We start from the raw sequence: 15200 nt of genomic DNA on the forward strand, positions 1-15200 counted from the left end.
AGGTGCAGTCATTCAAGTGTTACGGCATCACCGGCGGCGTGTACGCCAGCGTCGTCCCCAATGCCCACAGCAACAGCAGCACCAGCGGTGTGTGCACCAGCAGTTGCACGAAGGAGAATCCAATCAGGTCCCGCGCTTTCAATCCCAGCACGCCCAGCAGTGGCAGCATGTAGAACGGGTTGATCAGGTTGGGCAGGGCTTCGGCGGCGTTGTAGATCTGCACGGCCCAGCCCAGGTGGTAGTTCAGGTCGTTGGCCACTTGCATCACATACGGCGCTTCGATGATCCACTTGCCGCCGCCGGACGGAATGAAGAACCCCAGGATCGCCGAGTACACGCCCATCAGCAGGGCATAGGTGTCGTGGGAGGCAATGCTGACGAAGAAGGTCGAGATGTGGTGGGCCAGGGTCTGTGCGTCGGCGCCCTTGACCGTGGTCATCAGTGCGGCGATCGAGCCGTACAGCGGGAACTGGATCAGCACGCCGGTGGTGGTCGGCACCGCACGGGACACCGCGTCGAGGAAGCTGCGTGGGCGCCAGTGCAGGAGCGCGCCGAGCATGATGAACAGGAAGTTGTAGGTGTTCAGGCCGGAGATCGCACTGATCGCAGGCTTGGTGGAAAACTCATGGAACAACCATCCAGCCGCCAGCAGCACCAGCAGAATCGTCAGCAACGGGCTGTGTTCCAGCCATTCGCCGGGACGTGTACGCGGCTGCAGTGGTGGCAGGTTGAAGCTCGGGTCGACGCCACAGGCCTTGGCGTCTCGCGCCGTGTTCGGGCCGGGCGCGGTGGCGTAGGCGATGATCAGCGAGATGACGATCAAGGCCAGCAACATGACGCCCGATTGCCAGAGAAAGATCGTTTGAGTGAAAGGAATCACCCCGGTAATCGACAGGATCGACGGCGGCAGGCTGGCCGGGTTGGCCTGCAACTGCGCAGCAGACGAAGACAGGCCCAGGGCCCACACCGCGCCCAGTCCCAGATACGCCGCCGCCCCTGCGGCGCGGTAGTCCATCTTCAGGTCTGTACGGCGGGCAAGCGCACGCACCAGCAGACCGCCGAACACCAGCGACAGACCCCAGTTGAGCAGCGACGCGACCATGGAGATCAACGCTACCCAGGCCACGGCGGAGCGACCGTTTTTCGGCAGCTTCGCCAGGCGGTCGATCAGCTTTACCGCCGGTGGCGAACTGGCCACCACATAACCGCCGATCACCACGAACGCCATTTGCATGGTGAACGGGATCAGGCTCCAGAAGCCGTCACCAAAGGCCATGGCCGCGTCGGTCGGCTTGGCGCCCATGAACAGGGTGGCCACGGTGACGATGATTACCGCCAGGGCGGCAAATACCCAGGAGTCGGGGAACCAGCGTTCGGCAAAACTTGAACAGCGCAGGGCAAAGCGGGCGGAGCGGGTATCTTCGATATCAGCGGCCACGGGACTACCTCGGATTTTTATGTTTGTTGTGGTCTTCGGGGCAACAGGGGCCCTTCTGGACAGACGCCAACATTAATTCATGCGCATGTATTTTGCGGCGCAGTTTTTGCGCCTATGGGACTTTGGTCTAACGGGTTGTCCGAAGGCGCGTTTGCGTAGACCATGAGCGCCTTGGTTTTTGCCTGTGCCAGAGTTCTTTTCATGACTGCCAATACCGATCCACGTCCGCTGCCGTTCAGCCGCTCGGACTACAAGACCCTGGGGCTCGCGGCCCTCGGCGGCGCGCTGGAAATCTACGACTTCATCATCTTCGTATTTTTCGCCCTGACCCTGAGCCAGCTGTTTTTTCCGCCGGAAATGCCCGAGTGGCTGCGGCTGCTGCAAAGCTTCGGCATTTTCGTCACCGGGTACCTGGCGCGGCCCCTGGGTGGGATCCTGATGGCGCATTTCGCCGATAGCCTGGGCCGCAAGAAGGTGTTCAGCCTGAGCATCCTGATGATGGCGCTGCCGTGCCTGCTGATCGGGATCATGCCGACCTACGCGCAGATCGGCTATTTCGCGCCGCTGCTGCTGTTGGCCCTGCGCGTGCTCCAGGGCGCGGCGGTGGGTGGCGAAGTGCCGAGTGCCTGGGTGTTCGTGGCCGAGCACGCGCCGGTTGGCCATCGCGGCTACGCCCTGGGCTTCCTGCAGGCGGGGCTGACCTTCGGTTATTTACTCGGTGCCCTGACGGCAACGTTCCTGGCGCAGGCCTTCACCCCGGCCGAAATCCTCGATTACGCCTGGCGTTATCCGTTCCTGCTGGGCGGGGTGTTTGGCGTGATTGGCGTCTGGCTGCGGCGCTGGCTCAGCGAAACCCCGGTGTTCATGGCCATGCAGGCGCGGCGCGAGGCGGCCGTCGAGATGCCGCTGCGGGCAGTCCTGCGCGAACATCGCCTGGCCCTGCTGCCAGCGATGATTCTCACCTGCGTGCTGACGTCGGCGGTGGTGGTGTTCGTGGTCATCACCCCGACCATGATGCAGAAAACCTTCGGCATGACCGCCAGCCACACCTTCGCCCTGAGCGCACTGGGCATCGTGTTCCTGAACATCGGCTGCGTGCTCGCCGGTTTGCTGGTCGACCGCATTGGTGCCTGGCGCACCGTCATGCTCTACAGCCTGTTGCTGCCGCTGGGCATCGGCGTGCTCTATGCCTGCCTGATCAGCGGCGGCAGCTGGGTCGGCCTGGCTTACGCGGTGGCGGGGCTGAGTTGCGGGGTGGTGGGCGCCGTGCCGTCGGTGATGGTCAGCCTGTTCCCGGCACGGATTCGCGTCTCGGGCATTTCCTTCACCTACAACATTGCCTACGCCGCCTGGGCGAGCATCACGCCCTTGCTGTTGATCGGCCTGATGCCGTGGAGCCCTTGGATCTGTGTGATCTTCAGCGCGGTGATGGGCGCGGTGGGCGTGGGCAGTGCGGCATATTTCGGCACGCGGATGCCGAGAATCGCCAGTTGCCCGGCTGCCGGTGCGGCGTGACAGGCAGGGGGGGGCGCGGCGAGTTTATTTTTGTAGGACAATCCTCGCGCGCTCTTCAGAAAACTCCCGCAAGGCCGATGGCTAGGCTGCAAGTCGCTTTCTAACCCAGCCCATCGGTGCACCCTCATGTTCAATAAACGCTTGAAGCAAGAGCTGTCGGCTCTTCGCGAAGAACTCTCCAGCCTTCAGCAAGTCAAGGAAAGCCTGGAAAGCGAGATGCTGGTGCTGACCCTCGATATCGATGGGCGGGTGCAATCGGTCAACCAGAACTTCCTCAGCGAGATGCATTACAAGAGCAACGAGCTGATCGGCCGGCACATTGAGGAGATCGTTCCGGATCACCTGAAAAACGACGAATTCCAGCTGCGTTTCAAGGCCGCGCTCAGCCGTGGCGAGCACTTTGCCGGGGCCGTGCGCCTGTTGCGCGGCACTGGCCAGGAAGCCTGGTTACGTTCGATCGTGCAGCCCGTGCGCACGGCAGACGGCCGGATCAAACATATCTCGATGTTTTCCAGCGACCTGACCCGCACCATCGAGGCCTCCCGCGAACATGAAAACCTGATTGGTGCGCTGGTGCGCTCGACGGCGGTGATCGAATTCGACCTGAGCGGCAACGTGCTGGCCGCCAACGACCGCTTTCTCAGCGGCATGGGCTACAGCCTGGCGCAGATCAAAGGCAAACATCACCGCACCTTTTGCTTGCCGGAGGAGTACAACAGCGCCGAGTACCAGAACTTCTGGCGCCGTCTGAACGCAGGCGAGTACGTGGCCGACCGTTTCAAGCGCGTCGACAGCCATGGTCGTACAGTCTGGCTGGAGGCGTCCTACAACCCCGTGACCGATGCCAACAACAAACTCTACAAAGTGGTGAAATTCGCCACGGTGATCACCGATCAGGTCAATCAGGAGCAGGCGGTGTCGGAAGCGGCCAACATTGCCTACAGCACCTCGCAGCAAACCGATCAAAGCGCCCAGCGCGGCAACGCCGTGGTGACTCAGGCGGTGGATGTGATGCGCGACCTGGCCAAACACATGCAAACCGCTGGCGATGGCATCGAGGCCTTGAATGAGCAATCGCTGGTGATCGGCAGCATCGTCAAGACGATCAGCGGGATTGCCGAACAAACCAACCTGCTGGCGCTCAACGCGGCGATCGAAGCGGCCCGTGCCGGTGAGCAGGGCAGGGGGTTCGCGGTGGTGGCGGACGAGGTTCGGCAACTGGCTTCGCGCACCAGCCAGGCCACCGACGAAATTGTCCTGGTGGTGCGGCAAAACCAGGACATGGCCCGTAACGCCGTGGCCCTGATGGCCGACGGCAAGCTCCAGGCGGAACAAGGCCTGGCGCTGGCGGCGGAAGCGGGCTCGGTGATCGTCGAGATCCAGGACGGGGCGCAGAAAGTGGTCAATGCAGTGGGGCAGTTTGCCAATCAGTTGGCAACCTGAGTGTAGGGGTTTCTATCCGGCTACAATCGGCTCTTTTCCCCAGGAGCAGACACCCATGAGTGCTTCCCATCGCCGTCCGGTCCCGTTGCCCAAGGCCTATCGCCTGCTCAATCACGGCCCGACCGTACTGGTCAGCGCGGCCCATGGTGGACAGCGCAATATCATGGCGGCAGCCTGGGCGATGCCGCTGGATTTCGAGCCGCCAAAAATCGCCGTGGTCCTGGACAAGTCCACCTGGACCCGTCAGCTGCTGGAAGCCTCGGCCACCTTCGTGCTGAACGTTCCCTGTGCAGCCCAGGCCGATATCGTGCAGACCGTCGGCTCGACCTCTGGCCTGGAACTGACCCGGGATCAGGGGCGCGACAAGTTCCAGGTCTATGGCCTGCCGACCTTCGACGCTGAGTTGATCGATGCGCCGATGCTCGACGGCTGTGTCGCCTGGCTGGAATGCCGGCTGTTGCCGGAACCCGACAATCATCAGCAATACGATCTGTTCCTGGCCGAAGTGATTGCCGCCCAGGCCGACGAGCGCGTGTTCAGCGACGGTCGCTGGCATTTCGAGGGCCAGGACGCGTTGCGCACCTTGCACCACGTCGCTGGTGGGCATTTCCTGACCATTGGCGAGCCGCTGGACGGCAAGACCTTGCAGCCGTAACGTGGCGGCTATCCGGGTTGCATGCACATCCATCATGAGGTCAGGCAATGAGTAAACTGCGTGTGGGCGTTATTTTTGGCGGTCGTTCGGCCGAGCACGAGGTGTCGCTGCAGTCGGCAAAGAACATTGTCGATGCACTGGATCGCTCACGCTTCGAGCCAGTACTGATCGGCATCGACAAGCAAGGCCACTGGCACCTCAACGATCCCTCGAATTTCCTGCTGAACCAGGAGAACCCGGCCCTGATCGCGCTTAATCAATCCAATCGCGAATTGGCCGTGGTTCCGGGCAAGGCCCGCCAGCAACTGGTGGAAACCACCGGGCCCGAGCTGCTGGGCCATGTCGATGTGATTTTCCCGATCGTGCACGGCACCCTGGGCGAAGACGGTTGCCTGCAGGGCCTGCTGCGCATGGCCGACTTGCCGTTTGTCGGTTCCGATGTGCTCGGTTCGGCGGTCTGCATGGACAAGGACATCAGCAAGCGCCTGTTGCGCGATGCCGGCCTGGCCGTCACGCCGTTTGTCACCCTGACCCGCGCCAGCGCCGCGCGCACGGGTTTCGCCGAGGTCAGCGGCAAGCTCGGCCTGCCGCTGTTCGTCAAGCCGGCCAACCAGGGTTCTTCCGTCGGTGTGAGCAAGGTGGCCGACGAAGCCGAATACGTGGCGGCGGTCGAGCTGGCATTGGGCTTCGATGAAAAGGTGCTGATCGAGTCGGCGGTCAAGGGACGTGAGATCGAATGCGCGGTACTGGGCAACGAAGAGGCCATCGCCAGCGGTTGTGGCGAGATCGTGGTGCACAGCGGATTTTACTCTTACGACAGCAAGTACATCGACGAAAAGGCCGCGCAGGTGGTGGTTCCGGCCCAGATCAGCGTCGAAGCCAGCGAGCGCATTCGCGCCATGGCCGTTGAGGCGTTCCAGGTGCTGGGCTGCTCCGGGCTGGCGCGGGTCGATGTGTTCTTGACCGAGAGCGGCGAAGTGCTGATCAACGAGATCAATTCGCTGCCGGGGTTCACCCGGATCAGCATGTACCCGAAGCTGTGGCAGGCCGCCGGCATGAGCTACAGCGAACTGGTCACGCGCCTGATAGACCTGGCCCTGGCGAAACACCAGGCTCGGCAGGCGTTGAAAATCAGTCGTTGAGTGGGCAGGGCCTGCCTGCACCCAGGCAGGCCCTTTCCCGCAGCAGGCGACTCAATCCCCCAAGGCTTCCCCTTCACGCCGAGGATCGGCGCCACCGGCCAGCGACGCCTTCCCCTGTGCATCCTTGACCCGGACGATCGCCTGGGTGCCGCTGGTCATGTCGATTTCATTGACGGTGTGGCCCTTGTCCTTGAGTGCCTGGATCAGCGTCGCGCTGAACTGCCCGGTTTCCAGTTCGGTCGGGCCATTTCGACTGCCGAAGTTGGGCAGGTTGATCGCCGCCTGCGGATCGAGTTGCCAGTCGAGCAGGCCGATGGTGGATTTGGCCACGTACTCGATGATCTGCGAACCACCGGGCGATCCGATGCTGGCGAGGAATTCACCGCTGTGGCGATCGAAGATCAGCGTGGGGGCCATGGAGGAGCGCGGACGCTTGCCGGGTTCGACGCGGTTGGCGACTTTCCGTCCGTTCTCTTCGGGAATGAACGAGAAGTCGGTCATTTCGTTGTTGAGCAGGAAACCCTGGACCATCAGGTGCGAGCCGAACGCGGATTCGATGGTGGTGGTCATGGACACCGCACCGCCTTCGTCATCGACCGCCACCACTTGTGAGGTGGAAATTCGCAGGGGCGAGCGGTCTGGCGCGTAGGCGACCTGGATGCCCGGTGGCGTACCGGGTTTCGCCGTGCCCATGCTGCGCTCGCCGACCAGCGCAGCCCGGCTGGCCAGGTAGGCCGGGTCAACCAGGCCCTTGACGGGCACCGGGACGAAGTCCGAGTCGGCCACGTACTGCGCACGATCGGCATAGGCCAGGCGCTCGGCCTCGCTGATCAGGTGCACGGCCTCGGCGGTCGGTTCGAAGCCGGCAGTGGTGCCGGTTTTCACCGGTTGCATCGGCGCCAGGGCCCAGCGCTTATCGCGCGTCTCCAGCGCTTGCAGGGTGCCGAGGATCTGCGCCATGGCGATCCCGCCCGACGACGGTGGCGGCATGCCACAGACTTGCCAGCGCTTGTAGTCGGTACACAAGGGCGCGCGTTCCTTGGCGCTGTAGTTGGCCAGGTCGCTCAGCGACAGGCTGCCAGGGTTGGCGTGGCCCTGGACCTTGGCCACGATCTCTTGCGCAACGGGCCCTTTGTACAAGGCATCCGGTCCTTCCCTGGCAATGCGTCGCAACACCGCGGCCAGGGGCGGATTTTTCAACAGCGTGCCGCTGGCTTTCGGGCTGCCATCGGCATTGAGGAAATATGCTGACATCTCAGCAGAGCGCCTCAGAGACGAATCCGCGGCGATCAGCCGATGCAGGCGGGGCGAGATGACAAAGCCTTTTTCCGCGAGCTCGATGGCGGGTTCGAAGAGCTGCGCCCACGGCAGGCGACCGTGTTTTTGATGGGCCAGTTCCAGGGCTCGCAATACCCCCGGGGTCCCCACTGAGCGCCCGCCAATCACTGCCTGGGTAAACGTCATCGGTTGGCCATCGGCCTGCAGGAATAGCCTCTCGGTGGCGCCGGCCGGGGCGGTTTCACGCCCGTCGTAAGTGCGCACCGACTGGCCATCCCAGAGCACGATCAACGCGCCACCACCAATGCCTGAAGACTGCGGCTCGACGAGCGTCAGTACCGCTTGCATCGCAATTGCGGCATCGATGGCCGAACCGCCCCGTCGCAGCATCTCCCGACCGGCTTCGGCCGCCAAGGGGTTGGCGGCGGCCGCCATGTGCCTGGAGGCGTGTCGGGTCTGCAGGTCGGTGCGATATCCGGAGGCGCTTTCCGGTGCGGCCGGCAGCGTCGGTGCCGACGCGTTGTGGCAGGCGCCAAGGGTCAGCGCGGTAAAGATCAGCGCGAGGGCTGGCAGGCGAATGCGACTCGTGTGGGAGGCTGAGAACATGGGGCACTCCGTCCGTTGGATAAATGTACCGGCGACTGTATCGGCGACCTTGTAGTGACGCAAACAAGAAGGCGCGGTTGCCCTTCATCAATCGACGGAATTTCGGTAGGGTCGTTGCCAGCGATCAGGCCAGAAGACCTACAAGAGGCAGACATGCAGAGCGAGTTTCCAACCCAGCCGAGCTACCGTTCCCAGCGCGAACAATTCCTGGCGGCGGCAACCGCGGCCGGCGCGACGCTGAGCGAGTACCTCCATCCACTCAAGGGACCCTCAGGCGAAGCCCTGGCCACCGATGTGGCGGTGCTTGGTGATCCTGGCGCCAAACGCCTGCTGATCACGCTGAGTGGCACTCACGGGGTAGAGGGCTTCTATGGCTCGGGTTGCCAGATAAAGTGGCTGCAGGAACTCGGCAAGCGCTCGTTGCCGGCCGATGTCGCGGTGGTGATGATTCATGCGATCAATCCCTGGGGCATGGCGTGGCTGCGCCGGGTCAACGAAGACAACATCGACCTCAATCGCAATCACCTGGATTTCGCCGGTGCATTACCGGACAACCAGGCTTATGACGCGCTGCATGAGATCTATGCCTGCAGCCAGTTGCGCGGGCCCGAGCGTGACCGCGTCGATGCCTTGCTCGACGAGCAGATCCGCCTGCATGGCTGGCCCGCGGTCATGTCGGTTGTCGAAGGTGGCCAGCATGCGCATGCGGATGGATTGTTCTACGGCGGAGTGGGCCCCAGCTGGTCGAACCGCACCTTGCAGCAGATTGTGCAAAGACACGTGGCCCATGCGGACGTTGCGCTGTGTTTCGACTTGCACACCGGTGCCGGGGAGTACGGTCATCCGATGTTGCTGACGATCACCCAGGCGCCGTACCCGGCGTTGGCCGATGCCCAGGCGATCTATGGCCCGTGGCTCTACACCCTGCACACCGGTGCCGATACCCTGAGCGAAACCGGCGTGGCGGCGACGGCCACCGGCTACACCTCGCAAGCCTTGATCGATGCGCTGCCGCAGGTACGGTTGATGCCCTTTGTCATCGAGTGCGGGACTTATCCGGGACCGGACGTGCATCGGCATTTGCGCGATGACCATTGGCTGCATCTGCACGGTGATGTCCACGATGGCGTAGGGCGAGAGATCAAGTTGAACCTGCTTGAACAGTTCTATCCCGCCGACAGCGATTGGCAGGCCATGGTCTGGTTGCGCACCTGGCAAATCTGGGAGCGGGCGTTGAACGCCTTGCCGACGCTGGCGGCCTGAGGCGATGCGGTTGAGGGAAGGGCTCGACCGCAGTGCATTTTCTTGAGGCATAAAAAAACGGCCTACCTTTCGGTAAGCCGTTTTTAGCACTTGGTGGCTACACAGGGACTTGAACCCCGGACCCCAGCATTATGAATGCTATGCTCTAACCAACTGAGCTATGTAGCCAAGATGGCGCGCATTATTCACCGGTATCGGAGATGCGTCAAGCGTAAATTTAAAATATTTCTCTACACTTTCAACCGCTTATCTTCCCGAGCCGAAAAGTCGGGGCGGAGGAGGGCATTGATCGACCTGAAATCTTCCGAATACCGAGGTCGTTAGCAGGCTAAGGGGATGGCGCTGCCGCAGCGAAAAATGGCACATTGGTGCATCTGCCCCTGTGCACCTCTTTGTTTTTCGGAATTTTCATGGCAATCAGCAACGTTCAGTCCGCCACTGCGGCGGCGCCCGCGACCTCGCAAGGAAGCCCTCTGGTCATGCGCATCATTGGCGCAGTGGCACTGGCGCACCTGATCAACGACTTGATCCAATCGGTGCTGCCGTCGATCTACCCGATGCTCAAGGCCAACTATGGCCTGACGTTCACCCAGGTCGGCCTGATCACCCTGACCTTCCAGCTCACCGCTTCGCTGCTGCAACCCTGGGTCGGCTACCACACCGACCGCCATCCCAAGCCCTGGCTGTTGCCGGCTGGTACGGTCTGCACCTTGATCGGCATCGTGATGATGTCGGTGGTCGGCAGCTTCCCGCTGATCCTGCTGGCGGCGGGCTTGATCGGCATTGGCTCCTCGACCTTCCATCCGGAAGCTTCCCGTGTGGCCCGACTGGCCTCGGGTGGGCGATTTGGCCTGGCGCAATCGACCTTTCAGGTCGGCGGTAACGCGGGCTCGGCTTTTGGTCCGTTACTGGCGGCAGCGATCATCATCCCCTACGGCCAGGGTAACGTCGCCTGGTTCGGTTTGTTCGCGGTGTTTGCACTGTTCGTGCTGTACCGGATCAGCCGCTGGTACGCCAACCACTTGAACCTGTTCAAGCTCAAGCAGGGCCAGGCTGCGACCCACGGCCTGTCCAAGGGGCGGGTGACCAGCGCACTGGTGGTGCTCGGGCTGCTGGTGTTCTCCAAGTACTTCTACATGTCCAGCCTCACCAGTTACTTCACGTTCTACCTGATCGAGAAGTTCGACCTGTCGGTGGCCAGCTCGCAACTGCACCTGTTCCTGTTTCTCGGTGCGGTGGCCGCAGGGACATTCTTTGGCGGGCCCATCGGCGACAAGATCGGGCGTAAGGCGGTGATCTGGTTCTCGATCCTCGGGGTTGCACCCTTCACCTTGCTACTGCCCCATGTGGACCTCTTCTGGACCACTGTCCTCAGCGTGGTCATCGGCTTCATCCTCGCCTCGGCCTTCTCGGCCATCGTGGTGTACGCCCAGGAGCTGGTGCCGGGTAACGTCGGGATGATTGCCGGGGTGTTCTTCGGCCTGATGTTCGGTTTCGGCGGGATTGGCGCGGCCCTGCTGGGGCACCTGGCGGACATCCACGGCATCGAATACGTGTACTTCCTCTGTTCGTTCCTGCCGTTGCTGGGCGTATTGGCGATTTTCCTGCCGCGTACCAAAAAGGCCTGATTACACCCCGCGTAGCCGCAAGGGTGAGCTTGGACAAGACTTCCGGCTGAAAAGCCGGATAATGGCGGCCATTCGTTTGCTCGTTATTCTGGTACCCCGCATGGAAATCAAGGTCAATTTTCTCGACAACCTTCGACTTGAAGCCAAGTTCGATGACTTCACCGTGGTGGCCGATCAACCTATCCGCTACAAGGGCGATGGTTCGGCCCCCGGTCCGTTCGACTACTTCCTGGCTTCGTCGGCGTTGTGTGCGGCGTATTTCGTGAAGTTGTACTGCGACACCCGCAACATTCCCACCGATAACATCCGCCTGTCGCAGAACAACATTGTCGACCCGGAAAATCGCTACAACCAGATTTTCAAGATTCAGGTTGAGTTGCCGGCCGATATCTCCGACAAGGACCGCCAGGGCATCTTGCGTTCCATCGACCGCTGCACCGTGAAAAAAGTGGTGCAGGCCGGGCCTGAGTTTGTGATTGAGGAGGTGGAAAACCTCGATGCCGATGCCCAGGCATTGCTGATGCCAGCTTCCACGTCAGGTTCAGAAGCGGGCACCTACATCGTCGGCAAGGACCTGCCGCTGGAACAGACCATCGCCAACATGTCGGGCATCCTGGCCGGCCTGGGCATGAAGATTGAAATCGCCTCGTGGCGCAATATCGTGCCCAACGTGTGGTCGCTGCATATCCGCGATGCGCACTCGCCGATGTGTTTCACCAATGGCAAGGGCGCCACCAAGGAAGGCGCGCTGGCATCGGCGCTGGGCGAGTTTATCGAGCGGCTGAACTGTAACTTTTTCTACAACGATCAGTTCTGGGGAGAAGACATCGCCAATGCGGCGTTTGTGCATTACCCGAACGAGCGCTGGTTCCAGCCTGGTCCCAAGGATGAACTGCCGGCGGAGATTCTCGACGAGTATTGCCTGCGAATCTTCAATCGCGATGGCGAACTGCGTGGCTCGCATCTGTTCGATACCAACTCGGGCAATGAAGAACGCGGCATCTGCTCGCTGCCGTACGTGCGCCAGTCGGACGGCGAGGTGGTGTATTTCCCATCCAACCTGATCGAAAACCTGTACCTGAGCAACGGCATGAGTGCCGGCAATACCCTGGCCGAAGCGCAGGTGCAGTGCCTGTCGGAAATCTTCGAGCGCGCGGTCAAGCGCGAAATCATCGAGGGCGAATTTGCCCTGCCGGATGTACCGGCCGAGGTGCTGGCGAAGTACCCCGGAATTCTCGCGGGTATCCAGGCGCTGGAAGAGCAGGGCTTCCCTGTGCTGGTCAAGGATGCATCCCTGGGCGGCGAATTCCCGGTGATGTGCGTCACCTTGATGAACCCGCGTACCGGTGGTGTGTTCGCCTCGTTCGGCGCGCACCCGAGCCTGGAAGTGGCGCTGGAGCGCAGCCTGACGGAATTGTTGCAGGGCCGCAGCTTCGAAGGCCTCAATGACCTGCCGCTGCCGACCTTTGAAGGTCATGCGGTGACCGAACCGAATAACTTCGTCGAGCACTTTATCGATTCGAGCGGCGTGGTGTCGTGGCGCTTCTTCAGTGCCCAGTCGGACTACGAATTCGTCGAGTGGGACTTCTCCGGCCAGGGTGAAGACTCCAATGCCGAGGAAGCCGCGACCTTGTTCGGCATTCTCGAAGGCATGGGCAAGGAAGTGTACATGGCGGTGTACGAGCACATCGGTGCAACGGCCTGCCGCATCCTGGTACCGGACTACTCGGAAATTTATCCGGTGGACGACCTGATCTGGGACAACACCAACAAGGCGCTGTTTTTCCGCGAGGACATCCTCAACCTGCACAGCCTCGACAAGGCCGGCCTGAAGTCGCTGGTCAAGCGTCTGGAAGACAGCGAACTGGACGACTACACCGACATCACCACCTTGATCGGCATCGAATTCGACGACAACACCGCCTGGGGTCAGTTGACGATCCTGGAGTTGAAGTTGCTGATCAATCTCGCCTTGCAGAAGTTTGAAGAGGCGAAAGAGCTGGTGGAAATGTTCCTGCAGTACAACGACAACACCGTCGAGCGCGGCTTGTTCTACCAGGCCGTGAACGTGGTGCTGGAAATGCAGCTGGACGAGGACCTGGAACTGGTCGATTACGAGGCCAACTTCCGCCGGATGTTCGGCAACGAGCGCATGGACGCCGCGATCGGCTCCGTGAACGGCAGCGTGCGCTTCTTCGGCTTGACGCCAACCAGCATGAAGCTGGAAGGGCTCGACCGGCACCTGCGCCTGATCGACAGCTACAAGAAACTGCACTCGGCCCGCGCGAAAGTGGCCAGGTAAGCGGTTATATAGCGGCCACAAAAAAAGCACCCGCGAGGGTGCTTTTTTTGTTGAAGGCCTTGAGTGTCAGACGTTGAAACGGAAGTGCATCACGTCGCCGTCCTTGACGATGTAGTCCTTGCCTTCCAGGCGCCATTTACCGGCTTCCTTGGTACCGGCTTCGCCCTTGTACTGGATGAAGTCGTTGTAGGCGATTACTTCGGCGCGGATGAAGCCTTTTTCGAAGTCGGTGTGGATCACGCCAGCGGCTTGTGGTGCGGTGGCACCGACGCGTACGGTCCAGGCGCGGACTTCTTCGACACCGGCGGTGAAGTAGGTCTGCAGGTGCAGCATTTCGTAGCCGGCGCGGATCACGCGGTTCAGGCCAGGCTCTTCTAGCCCTAAGGCTTCGAGGAACATGTCTTTCTCTTCGCCGTCATCGAGCTCGGCGATTTCCGCTTCGATCTTGTTGCAGACCGGAACAACCATGGCGCCTTCTTCTTCGGCGATGGCCCTGACCACGTCCAGGTGCGGGTTGTTCTCGAAACCGTCTTCAGCGACGTTGGCGATGTACATCACCGGCTTGGTGGTCAGCAGGTGGAAGCCCTTGATCACCGCTTTTTCGTCGGTACCCATGTTCTTCATCAGGCTGCGCGCTGGCTTGCCTTCGGTGAAGTGGGCGATCAGTTGCTCCAGCAGGCCTTTCTGGACGACGGCGTCCTTGTCACCACCCTTGGCGTTACGCGCGACTTTCTGCAGTTGTTTCTCGCAGCTGTCGAGGTCGGCGAAGATCAGTTCCAGGTCGATGATCTCGATGTCGCGTTTCGGGTCGACGCTGTTGGAGACGTGGATCACGTTCTCGTCTTCGAAGCAGCGGACCACGTGGGCGATGGCATCGGTTTCACGGATGTTGGCCAAAAACTTGTTGCCCAGGCCTTCACCTTTCGAGGCGCCGGCCACGAGGCCCGCGATGTCGACGAATTCCATGGTGGTCGGCAGGATGCGCTTTGGGTTGACGATTTCCGCCAGGGCTTGCAGGCGCGGATCCGGCATCGGCACGATACCGCTGTTGGGTTCGATGGTGCAGAAGGGGAAGTTCTCGGCCGCGATACCGGATTTGGTCAGGGCGTTGAACAGGGTGGACTTGCCGACGTTAGGCAGGCCGACGATGCCGCAATTGAATCCCATGGTGTTTCCCCTCGGGTAAAAGTCAGGCCTTCTGGCTGTGCAGGTTTTTCATCGCGCGGTTCCATTCACCGGCGAGGATATCCGGCAGCACGCCGAGGGCAAAGTCGATGCTGGCATCGAGTTTTTCCTGTTCGGCGCGTGGCGCACGACCCAGGACGAAATTTGAAACCATACTGGCGACGCCCGGGTGGCCGATGCCAAGCCGCAGGCGGTAGAAAGTATTCTGATTACCCAGTTGCGCAATGATGTCGCGCAACCCGTTGTGACCGCCATGGCCGCCGCCCTGCTTGAGCTTGGCAACGCCGGGTGGCAGGTCGAGTTCGTCATGCGCCACGAGGATTTCTTCAGGCTTGATACGGAAGAAACCGGCAAGGGCCGCTACGGCCTGGCCGCTGCGGTTCATGTACGTGGTGGGAATCAGCAGACGAACATCCTGACCCTGGTGCGAGAAGCGCCCGGTCAGGCCGAAATATTTGCGGTCCGCCACAAGGTTCACACCTTGTGCGTTCGCGATGCGCTCAACAAAAAGGGCCCCTGCGTTATGCCGGGTCTGTTCGTATTCAGCGCCTGGATTACCCAAGCCAACGATCAGTTTAATGGCAGTCACGATAGGGGCCCTTCCTTGGAGTGGTGGATAACATCGCCGCAATCAGGGAAAGCGGCGAAAGTGGACGAAAATTGCTCATTTACCATGATGTAAACTCCGCGTTCTCGCCCGCTTTCTCGCTACGTTCCAGTCCGCGATGTTACTTGATCACTCCGG

Annotated in this window: 10 protein-coding genes, 1 tRNA gene and 2 pseudogenes; 8 read left to right on the forward strand and 5 right to left on the reverse strand. The window is 61.3% G+C overall.

The window, feature by feature from the left end; translation table 11 throughout:
- Positions 1 to 19: 19 nt before the first annotated feature.
- Positions 20 to 1438: a short-chain fatty acid transporter gene (locus BKX96_RS18570; protein ID WP_046818944.1), complete on the reverse strand. Its 1419-nt coding sequence runs from the start codon at positions 1436 to 1438 to the stop codon at positions 20 to 22.
- A gap of 201 nt (positions 1439 to 1639) precedes the next feature.
- Here BKX96_RS18570 and BKX96_RS18575 point away from each other — a divergent pair, with 201 nt between their 5' ends.
- From BKX96_RS18575 to ddlA, 5 genes and pseudogenes are all read left to right on the forward strand, one after another.
- On the forward strand, positions 1640 to 2953 hold the full coding sequence (locus BKX96_RS18575) for an MFS transporter (RefSeq protein ID WP_077185170.1): 1314 nt from the start codon (positions 1640 to 1642) through the stop codon (positions 2951 to 2953).
- Positions 2954 to 3169: 216 nt separating this feature from the next.
- Positions 3170 to 3808 (forward strand): annotated as a pseudogene (locus BKX96_RS33555) (PAS domain-containing protein); the annotation flags it as partial.
- A 150-nt stretch (positions 3809 to 3958) separates the two neighbouring features.
- Positions 3959 to 4396 (forward strand): annotated as a pseudogene (locus BKX96_RS33560) (methyl-accepting chemotaxis protein); the annotation flags it as partial.
- 55 nt (positions 4397 to 4451) lie between these two features.
- On the forward strand, positions 4452 to 5051 hold the full coding sequence (locus BKX96_RS18585; protein ID WP_077185174.1) for a flavin reductase family protein: 600 nt from the start codon (positions 4452 to 4454) through the stop codon (positions 5049 to 5051).
- A gap of 47 nt (positions 5052 to 5098) precedes the next feature.
- Entirely contained in the window at positions 5099 to 6193 is a 1095-nt protein-coding gene (ddlA, locus tag BKX96_RS18590) for a D-alanine--D-alanine ligase (protein WP_077185176.1), read from the forward strand.
- 51 nt (positions 6194 to 6244) lie between these two features.
- Here the strand turns inward: ddlA and ggt are convergent, their stop codons facing one another.
- Positions 6245 to 8077, reverse strand: coding sequence for a gamma-glutamyltransferase (gene ggt / locus BKX96_RS18595; RefSeq protein WP_077185178.1), 1833 nt, complete (start codon positions 8075 to 8077; stop codon positions 6245 to 6247).
- Positions 8078 to 8230: 153 nt separating this feature from the next.
- Here ggt and BKX96_RS18600 point away from each other — a divergent pair, with 153 nt between their 5' ends.
- Positions 8231 to 9340, forward strand: a complete 1110-nt coding sequence (locus BKX96_RS18600) for a DUF2817 domain-containing protein (protein WP_046818950.1) — start codon at positions 8231 to 8233, stop codon at positions 9338 to 9340.
- A 91-nt stretch (positions 9341 to 9431) separates the two neighbouring features.
- Here the strand turns inward: BKX96_RS18600 and BKX96_RS18605 are convergent.
- A tRNA-Met gene (locus BKX96_RS18605) sits at positions 9432 to 9508 on the reverse strand.
- 242 nt (positions 9509 to 9750) lie between these two features.
- Between BKX96_RS18605 and BKX96_RS18610 the strand changes: the two genes are divergently transcribed.
- On the forward strand, positions 9751 to 10968 hold the full coding sequence (locus BKX96_RS18610; RefSeq protein ID WP_046818951.1) for an MFS transporter: 1218 nt from the start codon (positions 9751 to 9753) through the stop codon (positions 10966 to 10968).
- 100 nt (positions 10969 to 11068) lie between these two features.
- Positions 11069 to 13270 (forward strand): OsmC domain/YcaO domain-containing protein, encoded by a 2202-nt coding sequence (locus BKX96_RS18615; protein WP_077185180.1) that lies wholly within the window; start codon positions 11069 to 11071, stop codon positions 13268 to 13270.
- Positions 13271 to 13336: 66 nt separating this feature from the next.
- On the opposite strand, the gene ychF is transcribed toward BKX96_RS18615, so the two are convergent.
- Positions 13337 to 14437, reverse strand: a complete 1101-nt coding sequence (gene ychF, locus BKX96_RS18620) for a redox-regulated ATPase YchF (protein WP_046818953.1) — start codon at positions 14435 to 14437, stop codon at positions 13337 to 13339.
- Between the two features lie 22 nt (positions 14438 to 14459).
- Positions 14460 to 15044 carry an aminoacyl-tRNA hydrolase gene (gene pth, locus BKX96_RS18625; RefSeq protein WP_046818954.1) on the reverse strand — a complete coding sequence of 195 codons (585 nt, stop codon included), beginning with the start codon at positions 15042 to 15044 and terminating at the stop codon, positions 14460 to 14462.
- Between the last annotated feature and the right edge of the window lie 156 nt (positions 15045 to 15200).

This window comes from Pseudomonas putida (assembly GCF_001976065.1).
GTDB lineage: Bacteria > Pseudomonadota > Gammaproteobacteria > Pseudomonadales > Pseudomonadaceae > Aquipseudomonas > Aquipseudomonas serbica.

Bases quoted from the DNA above. Each gene is read 5' to 3' on its own strand.
- BKX96_RS18575 (WP_077185170.1), top strand. From the start codon at position 1,640: ATGACTGCCAATACCGATCCACGTCCGCTGCCGTTCAGCCGCTCGGAC.
- BKX96_RS18585 (WP_077185174.1), top strand. From the start codon at position 4,452: ATGAGTGCTTCCCATCGCCGTCCGGTCCCGTTGCCCAAGGCCTATCGC.
- ddlA (WP_077185176.1), top strand. From the start codon at position 5,099: ATGAGTAAACTGCGTGTGGGCGTTATTTTTGGCGGTCGTTCGGCCGAG.
- ggt (WP_077185178.1), bottom strand. From the start codon at position 8,077: ATGTTCTCAGCCTCCCACACGAGTCGCATTCGCCTGCCAGCCCTCGCG.
- BKX96_RS18600 (WP_046818950.1), top strand. From the start codon at position 8,231: ATGCAGAGCGAGTTTCCAACCCAGCCGAGCTACCGTTCCCAGCGCGAA.
- BKX96_RS18610 (WP_046818951.1), top strand. From the start codon at position 9,751: ATGGCAATCAGCAACGTTCAGTCCGCCACTGCGGCGGCGCCCGCGACC.
- BKX96_RS18615 (WP_077185180.1), top strand. From the start codon at position 11,069: ATGGAAATCAAGGTCAATTTTCTCGACAACCTTCGACTTGAAGCCAAG.
- ychF (WP_046818953.1), bottom strand. From the start codon at position 14,437: ATGGGATTCAATTGCGGCATCGTCGGCCTGCCTAACGTCGGCAAGTCC.